A 25,558-nucleotide genomic window follows, 5' to 3' on the forward strand; every position below is an offset into this window, starting at 1 on the left:
ACATATACGTGAAAAGGTCTTAATTTAGCAACATCAAATTCAAGTAAAAAAATGCTATGAAAAAAACGCTATTGACTGTCTGCTTAGTATGGATGTGCTTCTCGTTAAGTGCACAAAAAACTCTTGACTTATCCGGGAAATGGTCATTCAGTATTGACCGCCAGGATAAAGGAGAAAAAGAGAAATGGTTCAACCACACATTAAATGATTGCATCCACCTTCCCGGCTCCATGCCCGAGAAACTAAAAGGCGATGAGGTTACCGCAAAGACCCGATGGACAGGCAGTCTCTATGACAGTTCCTATTATTATAATCCATACATGGAAAAATACCGTAAAGAAAGCAATATTAAATTTCCATTCTTTTTGACTCCCGACAAACATTATGTAGGAGCTGCTTGGTATCAGAAAGAAGTAAATGTGCCTGCCGACTGGAAAGGTGAACGTATCTTGCTATTTCTGGAACGTCCCCATATAGAAACTACCGTATGGGTGAACGGACAAAAGGCAGGAATGCAGAACAGCCTGTGCGTACCCCATCAATATGATATAACCCGTTATGTCCGTCCCGGAAAGTGCAACATCACCATCCGGGTGGATAACCGAATCAAAGAAATCAATGTCGGACCGGACTCACATAGCATTACTGACCAGACACAAGGAAACTGGAACGGCATTGTAGGACGCATCTGTCTGCAAACGACTCCGAAAACATTTTTTGATGATATTCAAATATATCCGGAACCGGAACAAAAACAGGCACGTGTCAAAGTCGTCATCAAAGGTGCAGGCACTGCAAAAGTAAAATTATCAGCAGAGAGCTTCAATACGGATAAAAAACATATCGTTCCCGCCATACAACAAGAAATCAAACTTAACAAAGGAGTGACGGAAACAGAAATAGTATTACCTATGGGGAATGATATGCTGTTATGGGATGAATTTCATCCGGCCCTGTACAAACTGAAAGCAGAAGTCACCAATGGGAAAAAAACTGAGATAAAAGAAATACAATTCGGTATGCGCCGATTTGAAATCAAAGGTAAATGGTTTTATGTAAATGGACGCAAAACTCAGCTTCGCGGAACAGTTGAGAACTGTGACTTCCCGTTGACCGGTTACGCCCCGATGGATGTAGAAAGTTGGGAACGAGTATTCCGTATCTGTCGCAGTTATGGACTGAATCACATGCGTTTCCATTCATTCTGTCCTCCCGAAGCCGCTTTTATGGCTGCCGACCGGGTAGGATTCTATCTGCAACCCGAAGGTCCCAGCTGGCCCAATCATGGTCCTAAATTAGGTTTGGGACAACCTATTGACACCTATTTGATGGACGAAACCATCGCATTAACCAAAGAATATGGCAACTATGCCTCCTATTGCATGTTGGCATGCGGAAACGAACCTAGCGGACGCTGGGTAGAATGGGTGACCAAGTTCGTAGAATATTGGGAAAAGAAGGACCCCAGACATGTATATACCGGAGCATCGGTAGGCAACGGATGGCAATGGCAACCCCGCAACCAATATCATGTAAAAGCGGGGGCACGTGGCTTGACCTGGTCTAAAAGACAGCCATCCACCCAAGACGATTATCGTTTCCAGAATCATCTTGACACAGTGAAACAACCTTACGTATCCCACGAAACAGGTCAATGGTGTGCTTTCCCTAATTTCAATGAAATACGTAAATATACAGGTGTTAATAAAGCCAAGAACTTCGAAATTTTCAAAGACATTCTGGCTGACAACCACATGAGCGACCAAGCCCATCTATTTATGATGGCTAGCGGAAAGTTGCAAGCCCTTTGTTACAAATATGAAATAGAAAAGACACTCCGCACGCCCGATTATGCCGGTTTCCAATTATTGGCACTGAACGATTATTCGGGTCAGGGAACTGCACTGGTAGGTGTTCTCGATGTTTTCTTTGAAGAAAAAGGATATATCAACTCTGCAGAATGGAGACGTTTCTGTTCACCTACAGTTCCACTGATGCGTACAGATAAATTTGTATATAATAACAAGGAGATTTTAAAGGCGGATATTGAAGTTGCTCATTTTGGTGCCGAGGCATTAAAACAAGCAGAAATTGTATATACGTTAAAAGACGAATATGGCAAAGTATATGCGCAAGGCACATTGGCAACACAAGACATTCCTGTCGGAAATTTAAATCGCACGGGTAGCCTTGAGTTTCCGCTCACTGACATCCAAGAGGCTAAAAAGCTGAATCTGGAAATACGCATTACAGGAACAGAAGCTGTAAATGACTGGAATTTCTGGGTTTATCCCGCCCAAGTAACAATAGCCGAAGGAAAAGTATACACTACTGACACTTTGGATTCGAAAGCCTTGGAGATTCTTCAGAATGGTGGAAATGTGCTTATTACAGCTGCGGGCAAAGTGAGTTATGGTAAAGAAGTGGTCCAGCAATTCACTCCTGTATTCTGGAACACCTCCTGGTTCAAAATGCGTCCTCCTCATACCACAGGTATCTTAGTAAACCCCAAACACCCGTTATTCCGTCAGTTTCCGACAGAATATCACAGCAATCTGCAATGGTGGGAACTGCTGAATCGTGCTCAAGTGATGCAATTCACCCACTTTCCACCCGCTTTCCAACCTACGGTTCAAAGCATCGACACTTGGTTTATAAGCCGCAAGATAGGTATGTTATTCGAAGCCAATGTATTAAATGGGAAAGTGCTTATGACAAGCATGGACATTACTTCCCAGCCAGAGAAACGCATGGTAGCCCGTCAGATGCATAAAGCCATTCTGGATTATATGAATTCGGACCAGTTCCGTCCGCAATTTACTGTAACGCCTCAACAAATCAGTGAGTTGTTCACAAAAACAGCCGGTGACGTAAAATCTTATACCAATGACTCTCCGGATGAACTAAAACCGAAAATCAATTAACAACAATCTATATCAATCATGAAACAGATAGCCCTATTAGCTCTTGGACTTTTAGCGACATTAGGAGTCGAAGCACAAACTTACAAATTCGATTTTACCACAGGTAAAAAAACGAAAGACGGTTATACCAAAATAACTCCCGCCGACAGATACTCGGAGGAAAAGGGATACGGATATGACAGACAGCCCTCTCCGGAAGGTAAAAGTACAGCTCCATTCTTTTTCTCTGTTACGGTTCCCGATGGCAATTACCATGTCACAGCCGTGATAGGAAACAAACGCGCTGCCGGAGAAACAACAGTGCGAGGAGAATCACGCCGCCTTTTTTTCGAAAATGTGAAGACAAGAAAAGGGGAGCTAAAACCTTGTACATTTGTGATCAACAAGCGCAACACACATATTTCGGAAAAAGAAAATGTGCGCATCAAACCGCGTGAACGCCAAAAATTGAACTGGGATGACAAACTTACTTTGGAATTCAACGGGGATGCACCCCAATTGTCCGAACTGATTATTGAGAAAGTAAATAATGTACCCACCGTATTCCTATGCGGTAACTCTACCGTAGTAGACCAGGACAATGAACCTTGGGCAAGCTGGGGACAAATGATTCCCCGCTTCTTCAATGACAGCATTTGTTTTGCCAATTATGCAGAATCCGGTGAAAGCGCCAATACTTTTATCGGTGCAGGACGACTGAAAAAGGCATTGACACAAATGAAACCCGGAGATTATATTTTTATGGAATTCGGTCACAACGACCAAAAGCAAAAAGGTCCCGGTAAAGGAGCTTATTATTCATTTATGACCAGCTTGAAAACATTCATTGATGAGGCAAGGGCACGAGGAGCCTATCCTGTACTGGTAACCCCGACACAACGTCGCAGTTTCGATGAAAACGGTAAAATCAGAGATACCCACGCAGACTATCCCGAAGCGATGCGCTGGTTGGCTGCCAAAGAAAACGTTCCTTTGATCGATCTCAACGAAATGACCCGTACCCTCTATGAAGCAATGGGAGTGGAACCTTCCAAAAAGGCATTCGTACATTATCCTGCCGGAACCTATCCGGGACAAAACAGGGTATTGGCAGATAATACCCACTTCAATCCTTACGGAGCTTATCAAATCTCCAAATGTATCATTGAAGGGATAAAGAAAGCGGGATTACCCATCTCTAACTATTTGCGCAGCGACTATTCCGGTTACAATCCTGCACATCCGGATGCTTTGGACTGTTTCAAATGGAATGACAGCCCGTTTACAGAAATTGAAAAGCCGGACGGCAATTAATTTAAAAGTAAGAACAAATGAACAACAAAACATTATTATTAACCCTATCATTTACCTTAGGTACCCTTTTTACCAATGCCCAATCCCTCCCCGAATTCCAATGGGAAGAAGGGATCGGAACCCCTGACCTTTCATGGACTGCCCAAGTAGGAGCCAAAACCTATCCGGAAGGAAAAATATTCCAAGCAGCCGATTACGGATTGAAAAATGACAGTACCCGGTTAGGCACTGCCGCCCTGCAGAAAGCCATTGACGAATGCCACCGTTCCGGAGGGGGAACAGTGGAAGTAGCCCCGGGATACTACCGGATTGGTGCCATCTACCTGAAAAGTAATGTAAACCTCCACCTCAGCCAAGGTACGACGCTGATAGCCAGTGAGGATATTGATTTATACCCCGAAATGCGCTCCCGCGTGGCAGGTATCGAAATGGTATGGCCCTCGGCAGTCATCAATATTCTGGATGCAGAAAACGCAGCTATCAGCGGAGCAGGTACATTGGATTGTCGTGGAAAAATATTCTGGGATAAATATTGGACCATGCGGAAGGATTACGAGAAACGTAAACTACGGTGGATTGTGGACTACGACTGCAAACGCGTAAGAGGTATGCTCATCTCGAACAGCCGCCATATAACACTAAAAGACTTTACCTTGATGCGTACCGGATTTTGGGGTTGCCAAGTGCTGTATTCCGACCAATGTACCTTGAACGGACTGAAAATCAATAATAACGTAGGAGGGCATGGTCCCAGTACGGATGGCATTGACATTGACTCCAGCACCAATATCCTGATTGAAAACTGCGAAGTAGATTGCAACGATGACAATATCTGCCTGAAAGCCGGACGGGATGCCGACGGTCTGCGTGTAAACCGTCCCACCGAAAATATCATTGTTCGTGGATGCATTGCACGTAAAGGTGCGGGACTGATTACCTGCGGCAGCGAAACTTCAGGCTGTATCCGAAATGTATTGGGATATAACCTCCAAGCATACGGAACCTCTTCCACCCTCCGTCTGAAATCTGCCATGAACCGCGGTGGAACCGTAGAAAATATCTACATGACCCAAGTGACAGCAGACCATGTCCGCCATGTACTGGCAGCGGACCTGAACTGGAACCCCAGCTATAGTTATTCTACCTTACCGGCTGAATATGAAGGAAAAGAGATTCCCGAACATTGGAAGGTTATGCTGACTCCTGTCACCCCTAAAGAAAAAGGGTATCCGCATTTCCGTAATGTATGGCTCAGCGATGTAAAAGCTACTAATGTGCAAACCTTTATCACCGCTGCCGGCTGGAATGAGGAACTGCCTTTGCAGAATTTCCATATTTCCGGCATAAAAGCCAAGGTAAATAAAGCAGGAAGCATTATCTTTACCGAAGACTTCCACTTGGAAAATGTCCGGTTACAAGTAGAAGACGGCAGCCGTGTGGAAGAAAAAAACAATAAGAACGCACAAATCAATATCAGCTATGAAAACAACATGGAATTATAGCCGGCGGCTACTTCCGTTCTTTTTCTGTATGCTGTTGTCTGTCTTTAGCAACAACGCCCAGACTCTTCCCTTCCGTTTATCCAAAGGTGCGGGAACTTTCCGTCTGGGAGTGGTCTGCGGCAATGAAAGTTGCTGGCTGGACCAATGCAGTGTCAAGAAAAAGGGACAGGCTTATACCATTAAAGGTAAATTATGGAAAGAAGGTGAAATAAAGCTGATTGTATGTCCATTGACGGATAGTAATGGTTTTATCATGGAGATTTCGGGTGAGCGATTACCCGAAGAGCTCAAACTTTGCTGGGCTTTCGGTGCATGCGACGGTGCAGACGCCCCTGCCGTAACAGACAACAGTATTCCGGCAGCCTCCTGCTTCCATAATGTATTCAGTATAGAAGGAAACGCTTTTACTACCTATTATGGTGAAAGCATGAAACTGAGAACGGTTCATGGGGTATCTCCCATCGGTTCCGAAATTCGTCTGTCCGACGGACATAAACAAGCATCCCCGCTTGCTTTATTCAACTCCGGTAAAAAGACAGATGCCCCCGTCATCTCTGCCCTATGCCCGTGGAAACCGCAAGAAAAGCTCTACTTTTGTTTCTACCAACGAGCAGATTATAATTATTTCATGCTACCCGGATTATTCGAGAAAGAACATAAAACCCGATCAAAATGAAACGATTGTATCCATACCTGTTCTTCCTTTTCCTATGCCTGTCCGCCCAGGCACAGGAATTCAAGGTGTACCAGTTTCCGGCAGATAAGGTTCCTGCCATAGATGGCAATACCCACGACTGGGATTGCGTTCCGGCTGATTATAAGATAACGGAAGCAGCTTTAAAGGAAGACGAGAGAAAACATGCACAGCCGGACACTACCACCTTGAAAGTCAGTGTCAAAGTAGGTTGGTGTGCAAAAACTCAGAAGTTGTATTTTCTATATGAAGCATACGATAATTATTGGCGGTTCAGTGAGAACTCCTTGAACACGGATATTTTTGAAGTAGTGGTGGATGGCGATTGTTCAGGGGGGCCGTTCATCGACCGTTTTCATCCCACAGCTCCCAAAGATGTGTGGCAGGCTTGGTTCAAATTTCACGGATGCCATGCCCAGAACTATCACATCTTCACCCCAGCTCACGGCAATGACTGGTGTATGTTATGGGGTCCTCAAGTATGGCTGAAACAAAAGCCATACGCTGATTATGCCTATCAGTACTCTTTCAAGGAGGGAGAAGCGGGTAAGCTGGTATTGGAATTCTATATCACCCCCTTTGACCATGCAGATGCCGACGGGCCCGAACTGTCCCACCCGACTTTATTAAAGGAAGGAAATGAAATCGGACTATGCTGGGCGGTAATTGATTGGGATGCCCACCCTGCCTCCAAAGACGGATTCTGGAATTTATCCGATGAGCATACCATGTATGGCAATGCATCTTATTTACGCAAATTCAAACTAATGCCCATTCAGTAAAAGTTAAGACAGACCATGAAACAACTCATACTCTTCCTTTTATGTCTCAGCATAGGGACAGCGCAGGCAAAGATCTATAATGTAAAAGATTACGGAGCGAAAGCCGACGGTACTACCATTGATACCCCCGCCATAAACCGGGCCATTGAGGAAGCTGCCTCCCAGGGGGGAGGAACCGTTTATTTCCCTGCGGGAGAATACGCCTGCTATTCCATACGTTTGGCCAGTCATATACATCTGTATATAGAACAAGGAGCACGGATTGTCGGCGCCTTTCCATCAGCAACGGAAGGCTATGACCTGGCAGAACCGAATGAACACACCCAATTCCAGGATTTCGGACACAGTCATTGGAAGAACTCACTTATTTGGGGAATCGGTCTGGAAGACATCACCATCAGCGGACCGGGACTGATTTATGGCAAAGGACTCACCCGTGAGGAAAGCCGCCTGCCCGGTGTAGGCAACAAAGCCATCAGCTTGAAACTCTGCAAGAACGTGACATTGAAAGACTTCTCTTTGTTGCATTGCGGTCATTTCGGTCTGCTGGCTACAGGAGTAGATAATCTGAGCATTCTGAACGTGAAAGTAGATACCAACCGGGACGGTTTTGACATAGACTGCTGCAAAAATGTCCGCATCAGTCATTGTACAGTCAACGCTCCCTGGGATGATGCCATCGTGCTTAAAGCATCCTACGGATTAGGTTATTTCAAGGATACGGAAAATGTAACCATCTCCGATTGTTTCGTCAGCGGATACGACCGTGGCAGTGTATTGGATTGCACTTGGCAACGGGACGAGCCCCAGGCGCCGGACCACGGATTTGTAACCGGGCGTATCAAACTAGGAACAGAATCCAGCGGTGGTTTCAAAAACATAGCCATCACCAACTGCATTTTCGAGCGTTGTCGCGGACTTGCCCTGGAAACGGTGGACGGTGGCAAACTGGAAGATATCGTCATCAGTAACATCACGATGCGCGATATTGTCAACGCCCCCATCTTCCTGCGGTTAGGAGCCCGGATGCGCAGCCCGCAAGGAACACCCGTGGGCACAATGAAACGCATCCTCATCAGCCACGTCAATGTATTTAATGCCGACTCGCGCTATTCCTCCATTATCAGCGGAATACCGGGAGCCCTTATTGAAGATGTGACACTGAGCGATATTCATATCTATCACCAAGGAGGATATACAGAAGCCGACGGACTTCTGACTCCCCCCGAACAAGAGAAAGTATATCCTGAACCGTGGATGTTCGGAACGATTCCCGCCAAAGGTTTCTACATCCGCCACGCACGCAACATCACCTTGGACAATGTAAATTTCCATTACGAGAAAGCGGACGGACGTCCCTTGTTTGTCACAGAGGATGCCAATGATATCAGATACAGGAACATCACAGTGGATGGAAAAGAATTCAATGCAGCAAACTTATAAAAAACAAATAGAATGAAGAGAAAATATTTATTGTTCAGCCTGTTACTGGCCGGAAGCAGCCTTTATGCACAAGAATGGCCGGCAGTACACCCCGAAGCCCGTCCGGCTACCCGCTGGTGGTGGCTGGGAAGTGCTGTAGATGCAACCAATCTGACCTACAATCTGGAAGAATATGCCAAAGCCGGACTGGGAGGTGTTGAAATCACTCCTATTTATGGTGTTCAAGGCAACGATAAGAATAACCTCCCTTTCCTCAGCCCGCAATGGATGAATATGTTGCAACATACTGAAGCTGAAGGAAAACGTATCGGTATTGAAGTAGATATGAACACCGGTACCGGATGGCCCTTCGGCGGTCCTCACGTGAGTATGACGGATGCTGCTACCAAAGCTATTTTTCAATCTTATCAAGTAGAGGGTGGAAAAGAGATTACGCTAGATTTGAAAGTAGAGGAAGAAAAACAACGCCCTGTAGCCACTTTAAGCCGGGTTATGGCCTATAATGCGGACAATAAGCAATGTCTGAACCTCACTTCCAAAGCGAAGAACGGACAATTACAATGGAAAGCTCCGGCAGGTCATTGGCATATTATTACCTTATATATAGGTAAAACATTCCAAAAAGTGAAACGTGCCGCTCCCGGTGGAGAAGGCTATGTGATGAACCACCTGGATAAAGGATCCGTAAAACGCTATTTTGCCAACTTTGACAAAGCCTTTAAAGAAAACAAGACCAATTTTCCACATACTTTTTTCAATGACTCTTACGAAGTATATGGTGCTGACTGGACTCCTGATTTTCTGGAACAATTCGCCCGCCGTCGTGGCTATAAACTGGAAGAACACTTCCCTGAATTTATAGCTCAGGACCGTAATGAAACCACCGCCCGCATAGTCAGTGACTATCGCGAAACCATCTCCGATTTATTGATTGAGAATTTCAGTACCCAATGGACTAACTGGGCACACGGTCACGGCAGCATCACCCGTAACCAGGCACATGGTTCCCCTGCCAATCTGATAGATACCTATGCCTCTGTGGATATTCCCGAATGCGAAGGGTTCGGTCTGTCACAATTCCATATTAAAGGATTGCGCCAAGATTCCCTGACCCGTAAGAATGATTCAGACCTTTCCATGCTGAAGTATGCTTCTTCCGCTGCCCATATCGCCGGAAAGCCCTACACGTCTTCAGAAACATTCACCTGGCTGACAGAACATTTCCGTACCTCACTTTCCCAGTGCAAACCGGATATGGATTTGATGTTCGTATCAGGTGTAAACCACATGTTTTTCCATGGAACCCCCTACAGTCCCAAAGAAGCCAAATGGCCGGGATGGAAGTTCTATGCCTCTATTGACATGTCTCCTACCAATAACATTTGGCAGGATGCTCCTGCTTTCTTTGAATATATCACCCGTTGCCAGTCTTTCCTGCAAATGGGAAAACCGGACAATGATTTTCTTGTTTATCTGCCTGTATATGATATGTGGCAGGAACAGCCGGGCCGTCTTTTGCTGTTCAGCATCCATGATATGGCAAAACGTGCTCCCAAGTTTATAGAAACCGTTCATACCATCAGCAATTGCGGCTATGACATGGATTATATCTCTGACAACTTTGTAAAAAGTACCCGTTACGTAAATGGCAAATTACTGACCAAAGGAGGAACTTCCTATAAGGCCATCATCATTCCTGCTGTAAAACTAATGCCGTCCGAGGTACTTGACCATTTACTAAAGCTGGCACAAGCCGGAGCTACTATCATCTTTACCGAAAACTATCCGCAGGATGTACCCGGTTATGGAAAACTGGAAGCACGCCGGAAAGGCTTTGCACAATTACAAAAGCAACTTCCGGAAGTTGCTTCTTTCGATGAGACGGTGGCAACTCCTTATCAAAAAGGAATCATCATTACAGGAAACAACTATCAATCTGCCTTGGAAAAAAGCGGTGTTATTCCCGAAGAGATGAAAACGCGGTATGGCTTACAATGTATCCGCCGCTCCCATGCCGATGGACATCATTATTTCATCTCCTCATTGCAGGAAAAAGGAGTAAACGACTGGATAACCTTGGCCGTTCCCGCAGAAAGTGTCATGCTGTTCAATCCGATGACGGGAGAAAAAGGGAAAGCACAAACTCGCAAGGAAGGAGGAAAAACCCAAGTACGTCTCCAGCTGCATTCCGGCGAAAGCGTGATCCTGCAAACTTTCAACCATGCCTTGACAGGGATTGCCGACTGGAAATACGTTCAAGAACAATCTGTCAGCCTCAGCCTTGATCACAACTGGAAACTTCATTTTGCAAAAAGCACTCCCGAGATAGAAGGTACATTTGATATCGATACTCCGTCTTCGTGGACTGAAATTGTTCACCCCAACGCTCCGATCACCATGGCGACGGGAGTATATACTAATATCATCACTGTTCCCCATATTCCCGCCGATGACTGGATACTGGATTTGGGCGATGTGCGGGAAAGTGCCCGTGTGCGCATCAACGGACACGATGCCGGAACGGCATGGGCTGTACCTTATCAGTTGAAAGTAGGCAAATGGCTGAAACCGGGAGATAACAAGATCGAAATAGAAGTGACCAATCTGCCTGCCAACCGCATTGCGGATATGGATCGTCGGGGTGAGAAATGGCGTATCTTCAATGAAATCAATGTGGTAAATCTGCAATACAAACCGGTACCTTATACTGATTGGCAGCCATTGCCATCAGGATTGAATGGTAGTGTAAGGTTGATACCGGTTACTTATAGATAAAATATCCGATAGTGGTAACCTATTGGCGGAGTTAATCCAGACTGTATTTGAAAGACTGAATTAATTCCGCCAATGTTTTTTACATCATGCTCAGTAAGTGCACCTGCAACCGATCAAGCCGCAGCGAGATAACATTTTATAGCAGAGAGGCGTATTTACGGATAGTATTCAAACGTTCCCTAAGCGTCGGGGCATTACCAGCCTGCTGTATATTGTATTTCAGTTGCAGCCGCATCAGCGAATCGGCAGGGATATCCAGCGCCGCTTTAAACATCATGGCTGCAGCATACGACGAGCATTCAGCAAGTCATTAAGCGCCTTATAAGAGACACCCATCTGTTTAGCCAATTTCCGCTGTGAAATTTTGCGGTATTCCATCTCATCTTTCAGTACTTCACTGGGATGAGTCGGGCTATATCCGAATTTTATAGTTGCCACATATTTTGTAAAGTGACTCATTTACCTAGAAAGCATAATTCAAGTTCCTGTTTAAATTTCAGATCCTAGCCCCCCTTCCCTGAGTTTTGCAAAAGTGCTGCCACTGCTACCACCTTTTTCACTGAAACCACCATGGACAGGGCGTTTTGAGGGGTGGTGGCAGCACATCCTTTTATGCGCCGAAAAGGGCTGCTGCCACCACTTTTTTTGTTCTTTCCGGCAGTACGATACTTTCCAGCTGTTTTTCCAAAGCTGGCGGAAACGTCTGTTGATGCGCATGATCTGCCTTATTCGTCCGCATGAACGCGTACACGGACAAGGAGTTTCAATCGGTTTCGTCAGGTTGGAACTACAGTTCCGTCGGGTTGAAACTACAGTTCCGTCAGAGTTGAAACTTTGGTTCCGTCGGGCTGAAACTGAAGTTCTACTGTAGTTTAACGCTTTAGGTTGACTACTCCTTCATCTTACTTGTAAGGATGGTTGACGGAGTTAATACTTAGTTATAATATCAGTTGACTCTTTCAAGAGTTATTTCTTTGTCGGGTTGAGTTCTTTCCGCTTCTTCATCGATTCTACTAAATCTAGGGTTTCGAGGGCAAAGTTATTAATAATTCTGTAAACTCTACTTCGACTGCACCCTGTTTGACGGACTATCCTACTGACTGGAGGTTTTGAACATAGTAAAGTTCACAGACCTCTTGAGCGAGCTGAACGTCTTTTAATAAACCAATCTGACGTTTGTTGAAATCTTTTTCCATTTAATGATTTTTTAGTGTCAACCATGGGTACAAAAAGACAGTGATTGCAGAGGACGGAAACCAGTTATATCGACCGTCCTCTTTTAAAACGCTAGAACTGGAAATAAATAAACGGCTGAATATCACTGCTCTTTATCTGGATAACCAGATAAATCAGTGCCACCAGCAAAAATGCCTTTCCCAGCAAAGGCATTTTTATAACTCCACGGCAACAGGCATCCTGCCAACTATCAGGAGCAAAATGAAGCAAATACCCTATTCCCATCAACACAAACACTTTCCAATAACCTTCTATCAGCTGCATGAACACCTCGGGATGAAAAGCTGTAAATATCTGCTTCAGCATAACAACCGAAGCTTCAAAAGTCGTATTACGGAAAAATATCCAACAGAAACAAACAAAATTGAAAGTAATGAGGACTGCAAAAAATTTGCGAATGCCCTTACTTGTGGCCGTCTTAGGTTTATGCAGCAAGTTACGCCAGAACTTCTGCGCCGCCAGTGCCAGTCCATGAAATCCCCCCCATATCACAAAGTTCCAGGACGCGCCATGCCACAAACCGCCCAGCAACATAGTAAGGCACAAATTGATATAAGTACGGAATTTGCCCTTGCGGTTGCCTCCCAATGAGATATAAAGATAATCCCGCAACCATGTAGAAAGGGAGATATGCCAACGATGCCAGAAATCGGTTATACTGTCGGCCTTGTAAGGAGAATTAAAGTTCATCGGGAAACGGAAGCCCAGCAGCAAGGCCAGCCCGATAGCCATATCGCTATATCCGGAGAAGTCACAATAAATTTGTAAAGCATATCCATATACGCCAAACAAATTCTCGACCCCGGAATAAAGAGCCGGATTATCAAAAATACGTTCCACAAAATTCACACTGATATAATCGGAAATAACAGCTTTCTTGAATAATCCGCTGATGATGAAGAAAACACCGGTGCCAAACATCTCCGGAGAGACAAACAGCGGCCGCCTGATTTGAGGAATAAAATCGCGGGCACGGACAATAGGCCCCGCTACCAGCTGCGGGAAAAAAGACACATAAAATGTATAATCCAGCAACTTGTTCAAAGGAATCAATTCGCGACGGTAAACATCGATGGTATAACTTAAAGACTGGAAAGTGAAGAACGATATCCCCACCGGCAAGAAAATATCCAACGGCTGGAACTTGCCATCCCACAATGGGGCCAGCATCTGATAAAAGAAATTAGTATATTTGAAATAACAGAGCAATCCCAAGTTTATCCCCAGACTGGCCAGCAGCAACAACCTCCGTTTCCATTGGGTTCCGGTACGTGCCATACGTCTCGCCAGCAGGAAATCAGCTACTGTCACCACCCCCAGCAAGAAGAAATAAAAGCCACTGCTTTTATAATAGAAATAATAAGAGAACAGCGTTACAAACAGAATGCGCGCTGTGTCCTTTTTCTGCAATAACATATAAATCAGGCTAAAGCCCAAAAACAGAAACAAGAACAAGCCACTGCTAAAAATCATCGGTTGCTTGGCATTATAAGTCAACACCTCAGCCAGTTTACTCCAATCCAGTTGCCACATATTCATTATACGCTTTAATCAGTGCCTGATGCAATAAATTACCTTGTAAACGATATCCGTCGGGAGTGAAATGAATGCCATCCGCACGAAGCATGCGGTGCTTCGTCCAGTTACGGCAAGCATCTGTCTTCCCTCCTACTATATTATACAGATCCCAAACCGCCATTTTATGTTCTTGCGCATATTCCTTTATGATACGGGCAGCCGTTACGGTTCTCGGATTAATGGTACGTGCCCGACGACGCCCCACGTATGCCCCGGGAGGGGTTGTCAGCAAAAAAACCGCCTCCGGACAAGCTGCTTTCAACATACCCAGCAACCGGTCTATCTGCTGATTGTGAGCCTGAGCCAGATAGCGGCGGCTATGCGCCTCATTGGTTCCAAAAGAAACAATGATCAGATCGGGATGCAAAGAAGCTATTTTTTTCACTTTCTCATCGTCAGAGAAAGTAACGGAAGTAGCTCCATTAATGCCAAGCATGTGATAAACAATACCCGGTCCGCCCGTCTCACGCGCCAATCCGCCGGTACGGTATGAGATGGTATCGGGATAAACAGCCTCAGCACCAAAATCATTTTCCAGACAGCGACGGGTAATCAACGGATAAAGATGTCCCCGCACATGGGAATCGCCTATATGGACGATCCGTACCGGCCCCGTCATATCATTCAGTTTTTGAAAGAAAGGGGACAGCGAACGGCTCTCATCCTCAATCACATTATCCAAAGAATGGGCAAAAGTCGGCGGAAGTGAATCAGGTACTGCTATCAGCCGCATGCCGCGGTGCATCTCCTTTGTCTCACCGGGTATGCGAAGCGGTTCCAACGGCCGGGACAACGCTGGAATCACATCCTGAGCATAAAGGCACGGAGACAGCAGAAGCAGCATAACTACGACGGACAGGCCCAGATATCTGTTATTCCTCCTCATAGGCTTTCCGTTTTTCGTATTGCTCTTTGCCATACATCAATGTCTCAAATAAGATACCTGCCAAATGCTTGCCTCCTTTAAAATTGATATGGGTATAATCAAGATTTGCCATTTTTTGCTCAATCATATCAACTATGCTTCCCTGACCTCCCATCGCCTCATACATATTCCAGAAAGCGATATGGCTATCCGCCGCAATGGACTGTTGGTAGCGGATCAGATTCCTCACTCCGGGCATGGTGCGGAGCTCTCCATTCTCGTTTTTATATTCGCGGTCGCCCACACTGACCAGCAAAATACCGGTTTCAGGAAAAGCAGTCTTCAAATGCTCTATCACGGTAAGCATTCCTTTCTTATAATTATCGTATTTTACTCCTCGTTCCGTAGCCACATTCAAACCGTATTGGATCACAATCAAATCGTATGGACGAAGACGCTGGAAATCGCGAAGCGTACGTAAAGGAATACTACGCAAATGAAGACCACTGCTGCCACGCACACTGAAATTGTCCAAAGATATCCCCTGTCTTCCGTCCATCGCCACTCCATAGAAAGTGGCAGAGTCAGCTTGTTCCACGCTCCATCGCACTTGCCCTATCCTGCCTTTTACCGAGACTGCCTGCATGCCTCCAGTTCCTACTTCCTCGTGCAGTTCTCCTTCCGCCGCATTATTCACTTTAGAACGGACAGCGGCAAAACCTTTATTCAGGAAATAAAAGGTAGAGATCTCACAGGTATCCAGCCGGGAAGCATATTTATGCTGTCCTTTTAACTGTACGTAAGCTCCTTCGCGAGGGTAAAAATAATGTCCGGAAATATCTTGCTGCATTTTATCAAAACCGACAGAGTCATTGGATGAATGACTGCTCCATCCCCCAAAAGTATGACGCACCGTAGGACGGTAACCGCTGATGGAAGAGGTTACGGGAACATATCCCACTCCGCAGCCTCCGAATTCTTGTTGAAGCCTTTCACGCAGATCGGCAGTAAAAATATCAGCTTCTATAAAGGAGTCACCGAAGTAAGCGATACGCACAGGACGTTTCATGGTTTTCACTTGGGAAAGTGCCTCATAAAAATGTTTCATTCCCCGCATGGTGGAATCCGAATAATCCTCAATGCAGGTGATGCCCGTTTTACATGTATCCACAAAAATAGGCTTTACAGGAGGAGGAAGAACAATGGTATCGGAATCACAGACTTCTTCTTCCACATCCGGACGGATATCAGCCAGCAGATCAACCTTACGCAACGGCTTGCCGCCTACCGACATGGGAGGAAGAAAATACAGCCCCATTAACACTCCTACTACGATAAGAGTGAGAAGAAAAGTGGCTGGTATATTGTTTTTCATATAGCTACATTTGTAAATCAGCCGCAAAAGTAGTGATTTTTTAGACGGGGTACTTCATGATAGAGGCTAAAAAAAGAAAAAAGACTGTGCCGGAAGGATGGCAACAGTCTTTTTCTTTAATAATGGGAAGACGGGTCAGACCGTTTTTTCTATGTTCCACACAAAAGCACGTAGTCCCAATTGTTCGGTTTCCTTGTCCATTTTATGCAGGGCGTCCAACAACGGATCCACTTTGGCATCATCTACCACTGCCATAATGGCCGAGCACATACCCGGCCACGCATGACTGCCATAATGCGGTTCCCCCTTTACAGAGCCACGCCCTTGCAACTGCTGCCAATAGCTGAATCCACGACAATTCTGACGATCCAGCAATGCCAGAATACGTTCATAAAAAGCTTGGTCGAAAGTGATGAAAACTGATTTCATTATTCTATTTTTAGTTTTAAGTCTTGCCATCCGGAACCCTATTCATTTCGCCCCGGATGACAAATATATTCATTATTCTTTTTTACTTTTGGTCATCTCCGTCTTATGCGCCTGATAATATTCATTCAGTTCACGAGCTGCTTTCATCTTCTTACGGTTACGCTTGATGCCTGTGCCCGCAAATGAACAGTAAAGTACCGGAACCAGAATCAAGGTAAGCACTGTAGATACAGTCAAACCTCCGATAACAGACACACCCAAAGGCTGCCACATCTCGGAACCTTCTCCCCCGCCTATCGCCATCGGCACCATACCGAGAATGGTGGTCAAAGTAGTCATCAGAACCGGACGCAAACGGCTACGGCCCGAAACAACGACCGAATGAATGACGGACATGCCCCGCTCACGGCACAAGGTAATATAGTCAATAAGAACGATACCATTCTTCACTACGATACCGATCAGCATGATACCTCCCAACAAACTCATGACGTTCAATGTAGTCCCCGTTCCATACAATGCCATCAACACCCCACTGAATGCAAACGGGATAGAGAACATAATGATAAACGGATAGGTCAGAGACTCAAACTGAGCCGCCATCACAATAAACACCAATACGATAATCAAAACAGCCAAAGTTCCCAGATCGCTGAACGAATCCTGCTGATCCTCATAAGAACCTGCCACCTGAATACTGATGCCACTTGGCAAATCCATCTTATCAATAATAGACTCACCCGCTGACACCACACTGCCCAAAGGCGCACCTGAGATAACAGCAGATACCGTTACAATACGTTCACGGTCCTTACGCTCAATAGTAGGAGGAGCGGAACGTTCCACCACCGTACCGATATCTTTCACCCGGATCGCCTTACCTTCATTGGTGTAAATCAGGATATTCTCCAGATTCTCAATGCTGGTACGGAACTGGGGTGCATAACGCACCTTGATATCATATTCGTCACCATCTTCACGATAATAAGAGGACAAGGCACCATTGACACGGTTACGCAGGTACAAAGCCGCCGTAGAAAGGTTCAAGCCATGTAAAGCCAGTTTCTCACGGTCAAAGTCCACCTGATATTCCGGCTGGTAATCCTGCCGGCTGATATTCACCTCGGACACACCGTCCACTTTCAATAAAGCTTCTTTCAATTCAGCGGCAGCCTTATCCGTCTCTGTAAAATCATATCCATAGATCTCAAAGTCGGCAGTAGCTTGTCCACCCATACCTCCACTGCTACCGCCCAAGATAACCTGGGCTTTGTCCAATTCGGGATAAGCTTTCAAATCCTCACGCATACCATCGCAGACTTCTGCCAATGTGACGGAACGCTGATCGGGGTTATAAAGGTTGATATTGAATGAAATGATATGGCTGCCATTATCCTGGATAGAAGCCCAGGTATTGTCCGCATCAGCCTGCCCCACAGTATAGTTACAGATGCGCATCACTCCTTCATATTTCTTCAACCATTTTTCGGTCAGTTCCTGAGCTAATGCCTGGGCGCGCTCCACGCGGGCTCCGATCGGTAATTGCAACTGAACTGAAATACGGCTGTTGTCTTGTGACGGAAAGAACTCTGTACCAATACCTTTCGCACAAACCAGACTCAGCAGAAAGAACCCGAGACAACCGGCAATAATCGTCTTGCGGTGGCGGACAGCCCAGTTCAAGCGTTTCTGATACCAGTTGTCCAACCCGTCCAGCACACGTTCTATCGGTTTGTAGAATGCGACAAACCACTTGCTTTGCTTCTTTTGCAGGCGGAGCATCTGCGCACACATCATCGGAGTGAATGACAGAGCCGAGATAGTAGAAATGGTCATAATGACGCACATCATCCACCCCAGCTGACGGAACAAAACTCCCGACATGCCACTGACCATCGTCAACGGGAAGAATACCGCAATCATAGTCAAGGTAGATGCGATAACGGAAATCGCCACCTCATTCGTGCCATGAATAGCCGCCTGTTTCGGCTCGGAACCACGCTCGATATGAGTCGTTACGTTTTCCAAAACAACAATGGCGTCATCCACCACATTACCAATCGCAATAGAAAGACAGGACAGAGAAATAATATTCAAAGAGCCCCCCTCTGTGATTGCCAGATAGATAAAGGAGGCAATCAATGACATCGGGATTGTGATACAGATAATCACCGTAGCACGCCAACGGCCTAAGAAAACAAATACCACCAAAACCACAAACAGAATAGCGTACATAATAGTTTCCGTCAAACTGTCAATGGTGTTCAAAATATTATCCGAAGTATTCACGATGACCCCCAGTTTCACATCACTGGGCAGCGACTTCTGCAATTTGGGCAACTGGTCCATCACTTTCCGGGAAATGTTCACTGAATTTGCGCCCGATTGTTTCTGCACAACAATCATAGCTCCTTGCACCCCGTTGTTATAGGTTTCCTGTGCACGTTCCTCCACAGAATCGACCACTGTCGCCACATCGCGCAAATACACCGAAGCGCCATTGCGTGTACCTACGACAATATTCTCCATTTCTTTCGGATCCTTGAATTCTCCTTCCACACGCAACGAGTAGGTGTTGCTGCCCACATCGAATGTTCCGCCTGGAGTATTCCTGTTTTCAGCCCCGACAATGGAACTGATGGTCTCAATCGTCAGATCATAGGCTTCCAATTTGTTGGGATCACAATAGATATTTACCTCACGCTTTGGCGCACCGGCAATAGACACTGTTCCCACACCGGGAACACGGGCCAAAGGATTCACCACATTATCATCCAAGATCTTATACAGAGCCGGTTGGCTTTCTTCTGCCTGAACGGACAACAACAGGATGGGAATCATATCCGTGCTGAACTTAAAAATAATCGGAGTATTGACTTCATCGGGAAGCTGTGAACTCACCATATCCAATTTATCACGCACATCATTGGTCAAGACATCAATATCATAGCCATACTCGAATTCCAAAGTGATAACTGATATATTTTCTGAAGACCTGGACGTAATATGTTTCAAATTACTCACCGAGTTCAACGTATTTTCCAACGGACGGGTTACGTTGTTCTCTATATCGGAAGCACTGGCACCCTGATAAGATGTCATCACCATAATGGTATTGGTGTCAATATCTGGGTACAAGTCCACCGGAAGTTTCGACAATGAGAACAGACCAAAGATCGCTACGGCCAAAAAACATAGCGAGGTCATAATCGGTTTTTTAACCGCTCCTTCGTATAAACTCATGTTTTTTTTATTAAAAATTGAAAATTAAGCATTAAAAATCGTGTGTGGGTAAGTAAATCAGGAATACTGCAAAACTAATCAAGGTGTACCTTAGCTGCTATAGTCCGCCAGGTACAAGCCTTTTTTAATTTTTAATTCTCAATTTTTAATTTACTGCCACTTCTACCCCATCAGCCAAACGGGTCTGACCGGCAACAACTACCTGCGAATTATCCTCCACTCCGGAAATCAATTCATATTCGGTACCCATCCGGCGCCCCAGTTCCACTTTATCATAAGAAACTTTACCGTCTTTGTACACATATACATAACGGTCGCCTGAGCCGGCGCGTTTCACAATGGCCTGATCAGGCACGACTACATGCCGCAATGTACCAAAGCTCACGGTCACACGGCCAAACATCCCCGGACGTACACGCTGATTAGTGTTAGCCAGTTTCACCTCAACAGGAAAAGTATGGGTATCAGCATCAATCGTGGGATAGACCAAACTAACTTTCCCTTCGAACTCCTCATCACCATATACATCAAATTTCACTTTTACGGCCATACCCTTGGTTACTTTCGGGAAATAAGGTTCGGATACATTAACCAACAGTTTTACCGGAGTGATCTGTTCAACTACCAATACAGGAGTAGAGGCAGAAGAATATAAATCACCGTTATCAAAATTACGCGCTGTAACCACTCCGTTGATAGGGCTTACCAACTGCGTGTTCTCCAACAAATTATTATAGGAAGTGCGACGTACATCCAAAGTTGTTTTCGCGGCATCCCATTCAGATTTGGAAGCTCCACCCACTTTGTACAGTTCGTCCATACGTTTGAATTCCGTTTCTTCATTTTCTAATTGCAATTTCATTTGTTTCAGGCTTGCCGCATCCATCTGTACTAATTTCTGTCCTTTGGATACATGATCTCCTACCTCAACAAAAATACGGTCTATACGTCCCGGAGAGGTCGGAGCTATGTTATTTTTCGCTTCCGCTTCAACAGTGGCTGTATATTCCTCAATCTGATCCACATCACGGGAAGTCACGGAGGCAAGCCGGACTACCGGTTTGTCTTCCGTTGCGGTATCGGCAGCTTCTTTACTCTCCGTTCCACCTGAACACGCACCCAGCATAGTTACCACCAGCAAAGCTGCGAATTGAAAATATTTTCTCATACTGTTATCTTTATGTTTATGTGTTATTATTCTGTTACTTCATCAATTCCTAATACTAAATCCAAATCAGCCTTAGCCACCAGATAATCATAGATAGACTGGTTATAAGTCAGTTGAGCCTCTGTCAAAGCCACTTCCGAACTGTTCAGTTCCAAGATGGTTCCTTTTCCCACCTCATATCTTTTTTCGGCAATAGTACGTCCTTTCTCCGCCTGATATACAGCTTCTTTGTTACTTACCACCTGTTCCGTACTGGCGGCCATATTATCCAAATAACTGGTGGCCTGCATCGTAAGCTGACGTTCTGTATTGATACGGTTCTCTTCCAATTGCTTCATTTGGATACGGGTCTGCTTCAATTGAGTGAAATTGCTTCCTTTAAATAAAGGAATGCTCAAATTCAGCCCAATCGTAGAATAGGGTCTCCAGTCGTATTCTTTGAACTTGAAGTTATCATTCATTGAAGTATACATATACTGGAAACTGGCAGAAAGCGTCGGCATGAAATTGGTATATTGCAACTTCAGCGTCTGTTTTAATTGCAAAGCATTCAGTTCCAACTGTTTCAACGTACTATTATTTACCAGATTGTCCGGACGAGGCATTGCCTGACGAGTAAACATAGACATTTCATAATCCTTCAGATTGCCTTCAACCGCTACCTTTACATCAGCTTCCATCCCCATCAAGACCTTCAACTGCAGATTGGCCAGATTCACTCCATTACGGGCAGACACCACAGTAGGCTTCAGACTGCGCATCTGCACATCCGCACTAATCTTATCATATTCACTGACAGCCCCTTGTTCATATTTAGCCTTTACCACATTATAATTGTCTTCACTCTGCTTATAACTCTTAAGCAGCACCTCATAACTATCTTGTGCCAGAAGCAACTGAAAGAAAGCTTTGGTTACTTGATTCACCATATCCAGCCGTGAAGCACGCGACTTTTCTACGGCCAAATTCACATCAGTCTCTGTCAAACTGATACTTTTATAGAGAGCCGGAGCAAAAACCGGCAGACTGACAGAAAGCCCACCACTATAAGTGTTGTCCGTACCTACTTCAATCACCTCTCCCATCATGGCAAATGATTGTTTCTTTATGGCGCGTGAATAACTGCCCACCAGACTGGCTTCCGGAAAAAGACCTGCATAAGCTTCCCGCCGGGCTTCTTTCTTTAACTGGATTTCCTGACCGGCAACCTTTATAGTAGGATTGTCGCTCAATGCTATCCGGACCGCGTCCTGCAAAGTAACCCTCAATGTGTCTTGTGCTTGTGCACTTTGCGTTGTTACATACATTAGCAACCATAAGGCTAACGTAAATTTTAATACGAATTTCATTTACTATTACTCTTTATTGATTTTGTAACTAATTTAGCTTCTAACCGCACTTCTTATGTTTATTACCTTTCAAATTCAGTAAAAAATCATCCACAATCTTTAATCCCTTCTCAGTGGAAATGCCACGCATGTGCATAAAAACGACCGTCTCATAAATTTCGCCCAGCGAATAAGACTTGCATATTTCCGAATGCAACAGTAAATCCATCTGCTCACATACCATGGCGCGTACAATATCATAATTTACATCATTTCTAAAAATACCTTGTTCCACTCCTTTGCGATAAAATTCCATAGCTGAATCCAAATTCTCCTTCCGGCTTTCATCAATGTAACGCATTACCTTGGGATATTTCTCAATATCCTCAAAAAATTTCCTGTTTGTATTCTGAAAATCCTGAGCACTTTTTTGGAAAAATTTCAAGAGGACTTCCAAAACATGTTCTGCTTTGGAAGCCACCTGAGTCATATATTCCTGCATTTCCTCCCGATGTAACTTCATGACATCAAGTAATAAATCCTCCTTGTCATGAAACAACTCATAAAGCGTACGTTTAGATATAGACAATCCGGCAGCAATATCATCCATCCGCACTGTTCTGACGCCTTTTTGTGTAAACGCCTTCGCTGCAGCCAAAACGATGTGTTCCTTTACTACCGTTTTATCTGTTCTTTTTTTTCTTACGCTATTCATGCTTAACCTAAAGGGAATAAAGATATGCTTATTTTATAATACCCAATTTAGAATTTCGGACAAACTCTATCAAATGTACTATTTCAGGACTAGACGGAACCTGTTCTTCGATACGACGCAAGGCATCCTCTGTAGATGTATTCACTTTATACAATATACGGAAAGCATGCGCTATATGCTTAATAACTGTTTCCGAGAAGCCTTCATGCTGCAATACTGTGGTATTGATGCTGTAAAAAGTCGTGGGCTCATGAGCTGCTACACAATAAGGAGGGATATCTTTAGTAAAACGACATCCGCCCTGCACGGCGGCATAAGTTCCCAGACGAGTCTTACCCTGCATCAGCACATTGGAAGTAAGAATGGCATAATCCTCGATCACACAACAGCCCGATACCTGCGAACCGTTACCGATAATACAATTATTACCAATGGTCACATCATGTGAGATACGTGCTCCCTGCATAATGAAATTACCATTTCCTACCACAGTCTCATCTCCTGCGAAAGTAGCGCGAATAATTACCGCATTCTCACGGATCGTATTATTGTCGCCTATACGGGCGATGGTATCATCCCCCGTATAGTTGAAATCTTGCGGAGCCGCTGCAATCACAGCCCCGTTATAAATAGTATTTCCGTTACCGATGCGTGCGCCGCTCATAATGCTGGCGTTGGGCATGATGACATTATCATCACCTATCTCTACATTCTTATCAATGTAGACAAACGGGTGAATCGTTACGTTTTTCCCGATTTTTGCTGACGGGTCTACATAAGCTGACGGACTTATCATATTCATATCATTTTTAAGGTTAATTATTCACGTCCACCACCCAATGCGCTGTACAGATTGATAACAGCCTGCATACGCTGGAAAGTATCGGATACTTCGTTCAACTGGGCACTCAGCAATGACTGTTGTGCAGTAATGATTTCCAGATAAGTGGCCTTTCCTGCCTGAAACAGATCATTGTTCATCTCCACCGCTTTCTGCATTTCAGCAACCTGTGCCTGGTGCTCGCTCAATTTTTTATCTGCCGTATCATACAGGAATAAGGCATCACTTACCTCCTTACCGGCCTCCAGAATAGTCTGTTGATAATTCATCTTGGCGATCTGCTCCTCCGCTTTAGACACTTTCAAATTGGCAATCAATTTTCCACGCTGAAAAATGGGCTGGGTCAATGAGCCGATAGCATTCCAGAGCATGACAGCAGGATTAGAGATCACTGTACCATTGGAACCATTGGTCCATCCCAAAGTACCGGTAATATTGACACTGGGATAGAAAGCGGAACGCGCCTGGTTGGTTGTATAATAAGCACCGGCTAATGCCAACTCTGCCGCTTTCACATCCGGACGGTTCTCAAGCAGCTGCAAAGGGACCCCTACCGCCAGATCTGCAGGCATCACTTGCTCCTCTAACGTTCCACGGTTTATGTTTTGAGGAGCCTTGGCGAGCAATACAGAAATGGAATTTTCGGTTTCGCGCACCTGACGTCTCAAATCAGCCAATGAAGCTTCCGTTTGATGATAAGCACCTTTGCTCTGTGCCACAGCAGCCTCGGTTGTCATACCAGCTTCCTTCATAGCCTCCATCGTACGCACCGTTTCTTTCATTAATGCCACATTCTGCTCGGTCACACTGACCTGCCGGTCGAGCATCAATAAAGAATAATAAGCATTGGCTATTCCGCCAATCAACTGTGAACGCACTGCCTGCTGATAGGCCTTGCTTTGCAAATAAGAAGCTTTCTGGCCGCGATGGGCGTTCAGTAATTTGCCGAACAAATCAACTTCCCAACTTGCAGAAGCAGGCAAAGTGTAGTTCTTTACAGGAGTACTTTTATCCACACTAGTCAACGAACCTTGTGGAGCAAGGGCCAAAGAAGGCAGATAAGACAAACGAGCTGATGTCAATAATGCCTTTGCCTCCTTCACACGCAGGATGGCGGTCTGCATATCTACATTGTTTGCCAATCCCTCTTCAATCAGCATCTGCAATTTCGGATCACGGAAAATTTCCTTCCATGACAAGTTACCCATATTGGTTGTATCGTCTACTGCCAATGCATCGCTGGCGGCAACCGGGTCACGATAGATGCCTGTGGCATCTATCGACTCGGGACGATCGTATGATTTATAGATGTGGCAACCGCTTAATAAAAACGTCGCGCAACATAATCCTATTATCTTTTTCATTGT

At 45.1% G+C, this 25,558-nt stretch carries 19 protein-coding genes; 7 read left to right on the forward strand and 12 right to left on the reverse strand.

The window, feature by feature from the left end; all coding sequences use genetic code 11:
• Positions 1-56 precede the first annotated feature (56 nt).
• From ACYQ0C_RS16525 to ACYQ0C_RS16555, 7 genes are read left to right on the forward strand one after another with little or no spacing between them, the layout of a single operon-like run.
• Complete coding sequence (locus ACYQ0C_RS16525; protein ID WP_016278033.1) at positions 57-2,924, forward strand: exo-beta-1,4-galactosidase; 2,868 nt, start codon at positions 57-59, stop codon at positions 2,922-2,924.
• 18 nt (positions 2,925-2,942) lie between these two features.
• Positions 2,943-4,217: a rhamnogalacturonan acetylesterase gene (locus ACYQ0C_RS16530; RefSeq protein ID WP_016278034.1), complete on the forward strand. Its 1,275-nt coding sequence runs from the start codon at positions 2,943-2,945 to the stop codon at positions 4,215-4,217.
• Between the two features lie 17 nt (positions 4,218-4,234).
• The gene (locus tag ACYQ0C_RS16535; RefSeq protein ID WP_016278035.1) at positions 4,235-5,719 is read left to right on the forward strand and encodes a glycoside hydrolase family 28 protein; all 1,485 of its coding nucleotides are present in this window, start codon (positions 4,235-4,237) and stop codon (positions 5,717-5,719) included.
• Entirely contained in the window at positions 5,697-6,395 is a 699-nt protein-coding gene (locus tag ACYQ0C_RS16540) for a DUF4450 domain-containing protein (RefSeq protein ID WP_016278036.1), read from the forward strand. Before ACYQ0C_RS16535 ends, ACYQ0C_RS16540 begins: the two co-directional genes overlap by 23 nt.
• Complete coding sequence (locus ACYQ0C_RS16545) at positions 6,392-7,195, forward strand: hypothetical protein (RefSeq protein ID WP_016278037.1); 804 nt, start codon at positions 6,392-6,394, stop codon at positions 7,193-7,195. The genes ACYQ0C_RS16540 and ACYQ0C_RS16545 overlap by 4 nt, the downstream gene beginning before the upstream one ends.
• A gap of 15 nt (positions 7,196-7,210) precedes the next feature.
• Positions 7,211-8,638 (forward strand): rhamnogalacturonidase, encoded by a 1,428-nt coding sequence (locus ACYQ0C_RS16550; protein ID WP_016278038.1) that lies wholly within the window; start codon positions 7,211-7,213, stop codon positions 8,636-8,638.
• Positions 8,639-8,650: 12 nt separating this feature from the next.
• Positions 8,651-11,413: an alpha-L-rhamnosidase gene (locus ACYQ0C_RS16555; RefSeq protein ID WP_016278039.1), complete on the forward strand. Its 2,763-nt coding sequence runs from the start codon at positions 8,651-8,653 to the stop codon at positions 11,411-11,413.
• Positions 11,414-11,549: 136 nt separating this feature from the next.
• Here the strand turns inward: ACYQ0C_RS16555 and ACYQ0C_RS16560 are convergent, their stop codons facing one another.
• The 12 genes from ACYQ0C_RS16560 to ACYQ0C_RS16615 form a co-directional block, all read right to left on the reverse strand.
• Positions 11,550-11,690, reverse strand: coding sequence for a hypothetical protein (locus ACYQ0C_RS16560; RefSeq protein WP_016278040.1), 141 nt, complete (start codon positions 11,688-11,690; stop codon positions 11,550-11,552).
• Complete coding sequence (locus ACYQ0C_RS16565; RefSeq protein ID WP_306591945.1) at positions 11,687-11,851, reverse strand: helix-turn-helix transcriptional regulator; 165 nt, start codon at positions 11,849-11,851, stop codon at positions 11,687-11,689. Before ACYQ0C_RS16565 ends, ACYQ0C_RS16560 begins: the two co-directional genes overlap by 4 nt.
• Before the next feature lie 849 nt (positions 11,852-12,700).
• Positions 12,701-14,182, reverse strand: a complete 1,482-nt coding sequence (locus tag ACYQ0C_RS16570) for an MBOAT family O-acyltransferase (RefSeq protein WP_016278043.1) — start codon at positions 14,180-14,182, stop codon at positions 12,701-12,703.
• Positions 14,160-15,113 carry an SGNH/GDSL hydrolase family protein gene (locus ACYQ0C_RS16575; protein WP_016278044.1) on the reverse strand — a complete coding sequence of 318 codons (954 nt, stop codon included), beginning with the start codon at positions 15,111-15,113 and terminating at the stop codon, positions 14,160-14,162. The genes ACYQ0C_RS16570 and ACYQ0C_RS16575 overlap by 23 nt, the downstream gene beginning before the upstream one ends.
• Positions 15,100-16,467, reverse strand: coding sequence for an SGNH/GDSL hydrolase family protein (locus tag ACYQ0C_RS16580; protein ID WP_016278045.1), 1,368 nt, complete (start codon positions 16,465-16,467; stop codon positions 15,100-15,102). The genes ACYQ0C_RS16575 and ACYQ0C_RS16580 overlap by 14 nt, the downstream gene beginning before the upstream one ends.
• Before the next feature lie 135 nt (positions 16,468-16,602).
• Positions 16,603-16,896, reverse strand: coding sequence for a PG0541 family transporter-associated protein (locus ACYQ0C_RS16585; protein ID WP_016278046.1), 294 nt, complete (start codon positions 16,894-16,896; stop codon positions 16,603-16,605).
• A 72-nt stretch (positions 16,897-16,968) separates the two neighbouring features.
• Positions 16,969-20,139 carry an efflux RND transporter permease subunit gene (locus ACYQ0C_RS16590; RefSeq protein WP_016278047.1) on the reverse strand — a complete coding sequence of 1,057 codons (3,171 nt, stop codon included), beginning with the start codon at positions 20,137-20,139 and terminating at the stop codon, positions 16,969-16,971.
• Between the two features lie 145 nt (positions 20,140-20,284).
• Positions 20,285-21,307 (reverse strand): efflux RND transporter periplasmic adaptor subunit, encoded by a 1,023-nt coding sequence (locus ACYQ0C_RS16595; protein ID WP_016278048.1) that lies wholly within the window; start codon positions 21,305-21,307, stop codon positions 20,285-20,287.
• A 26-nt stretch (positions 21,308-21,333) separates the two neighbouring features.
• Entirely contained in the window at positions 21,334-22,656 is a 1,323-nt protein-coding gene (locus ACYQ0C_RS16600; RefSeq protein WP_016278049.1) for a TolC family protein, read from the reverse strand.
• Positions 22,657-22,696: 40 nt separating this feature from the next.
• On the reverse strand, positions 22,697-23,350 hold the full coding sequence (locus ACYQ0C_RS16605) for a TetR/AcrR family transcriptional regulator (RefSeq protein WP_016278050.1): 654 nt from the start codon (positions 23,348-23,350) through the stop codon (positions 22,697-22,699).
• A gap of 28 nt (positions 23,351-23,378) precedes the next feature.
• Positions 23,379-24,146 carry an acyl-ACP--UDP-N-acetylglucosamine O-acyltransferase gene (gene lpxA, locus ACYQ0C_RS16610; RefSeq protein ID WP_016278051.1) on the reverse strand — a complete coding sequence of 256 codons (768 nt, stop codon included), beginning with the start codon at positions 24,144-24,146 and terminating at the stop codon, positions 23,379-23,381.
• Positions 24,147-24,169: 23 nt separating this feature from the next.
• The gene (locus tag ACYQ0C_RS16615; RefSeq protein WP_025076793.1) at positions 24,170-25,555 is read right to left on the reverse strand and encodes an efflux transporter outer membrane subunit; all 1,386 of its coding nucleotides are present in this window, start codon (positions 25,553-25,555) and stop codon (positions 24,170-24,172) included.
• Between the last annotated feature and the right edge of the window lie 3 nt (positions 25,556-25,558).

The organism is Phocaeicola sartorii JCM 17136 = DSM 21941, from assembly GCF_054653615.1.

Coding starts and splice junctions, on each gene's coding strand:
- ACYQ0C_RS16570 (WP_016278043.1), bottom strand. CDS start 14,182: ATGTGGCAACTGGATTGGAGTAAACTGGCTGAGGTGTTGACTTATAAT.
- ACYQ0C_RS16560 (WP_016278040.1), bottom strand. CDS start 11,690: ATGATGTTTAAAGCGGCGCTGGATATCCCTGCCGATTCGCTGATGCGG.
- ACYQ0C_RS16550 (WP_016278038.1), top strand. CDS start 7,211: ATGAAACAACTCATACTCTTCCTTTTATGTCTCAGCATAGGGACAGCG.
- lpxA (WP_016278051.1), bottom strand. CDS start 24,146: ATGATAAGTCCGTCAGCTTATGTAGACCCGTCAGCAAAAATCGGGAAA.
- ACYQ0C_RS16600 (WP_016278049.1), bottom strand. CDS start 22,656: ATGAAATTCGTATTAAAATTTACGTTAGCCTTATGGTTGCTAATGTAT.
- ACYQ0C_RS16530 (WP_016278034.1), top strand. CDS start 2,943: ATGAAACAGATAGCCCTATTAGCTCTTGGACTTTTAGCGACATTAGGA.
- ACYQ0C_RS16585 (WP_016278046.1), bottom strand. CDS start 16,896: ATGAAATCAGTTTTCATCACTTTCGACCAAGCTTTTTATGAACGTATT.
- ACYQ0C_RS16615 (WP_025076793.1), bottom strand. CDS start 25,555: ATGAAAAAGATAATAGGATTATGTTGCGCGACGTTTTTATTAAGCGGT.
- ACYQ0C_RS16575 (WP_016278044.1), bottom strand. CDS start 15,113: ATGAGGAGGAATAACAGATATCTGGGCCTGTCCGTCGTAGTTATGCTG.
- ACYQ0C_RS16545 (WP_016278037.1), top strand. CDS start 6,392: ATGAAACGATTGTATCCATACCTGTTCTTCCTTTTCCTATGCCTGTCC.
- ACYQ0C_RS16580 (WP_016278045.1), bottom strand. CDS start 16,467: ATGAAAAACAATATACCAGCCACTTTTCTTCTCACTCTTATCGTAGTA.
- ACYQ0C_RS16555 (WP_016278039.1), top strand. CDS start 8,651: ATGAAGAGAAAATATTTATTGTTCAGCCTGTTACTGGCCGGAAGCAGC.
- ACYQ0C_RS16590 (WP_016278047.1), bottom strand. CDS start 20,139: ATGAGTTTATACGAAGGAGCGGTTAAAAAACCGATTATGACCTCGCTA.
- ACYQ0C_RS16540 (WP_016278036.1), top strand. CDS start 5,697: ATGAAAACAACATGGAATTATAGCCGGCGGCTACTTCCGTTCTTTTTC.
- ACYQ0C_RS16525 (WP_016278033.1), top strand. CDS start 57: ATGAAAAAAACGCTATTGACTGTCTGCTTAGTATGGATGTGCTTCTCG.
- ACYQ0C_RS16605 (WP_016278050.1), bottom strand. CDS start 23,350: ATGAATAGCGTAAGAAAAAAAAGAACAGATAAAACGGTAGTAAAGGAA.
- ACYQ0C_RS16535 (WP_016278035.1), top strand. CDS start 4,235: ATGAACAACAAAACATTATTATTAACCCTATCATTTACCTTAGGTACC.
- ACYQ0C_RS16595 (WP_016278048.1), bottom strand. CDS start 21,307: ATGAGAAAATATTTTCAATTCGCAGCTTTGCTGGTGGTAACTATGCTG.